This window comes from Oceanospirillum sediminis, assembly GCF_014164585.1.
Taxonomy (GTDB): Bacteria; Pseudomonadota; Gammaproteobacteria; order Pseudomonadales; family Halomonadaceae; genus Oceanospirillum; species Oceanospirillum sediminis.
In genome coordinates this window covers 1-325 of record NZ_JACJFM010000300.1, presented here as the reverse complement: position 1 = coordinate 325, position 325 = coordinate 1, and the positions used below count along the sequence as shown (strand labels likewise).

The 325-nt window shown below is 44.0% G+C and carries 1 protein-coding gene; it reads left to right on the top strand.

Translation table 11 applies throughout. The annotated features are described in order from the left end of the window. The coding region (locus H4O21_RS25635) for a hypothetical protein (protein WP_220495907.1) at nt 1-325 on the top strand (325 nt) is incomplete at both ends.

Sequence of the window (325 nt, the reverse complement as noted above, 5' to 3'; positions counted from 1 at the left end):
TACATTCAGAAAGCAGAGGAGACCCATAAAGCAGAAGTAATCTCTGAGGTGGGGGAATGCTACAAGCCAAAACCGTTTAGTTTGTCCTTTTGTAATGTGATCAATGAAAAAAAGCACTGCTCTGCAGAAGTCGATGGTGTTCCTGTTACAGAGTACTTTAAAGCGATACACGCCAGTTACAATCCATTTGCTGCAGTCCCAGAATCCATGGAGCATTTCAAGTGTGACGTGAAAAGCTTCGAGTACGACGTGTATTTCTATTACTCCAGAAAAATCTCTGTCTGCAGCGATCAAACCTGTGACAACGGAGGAGAGTGCAAGCAGC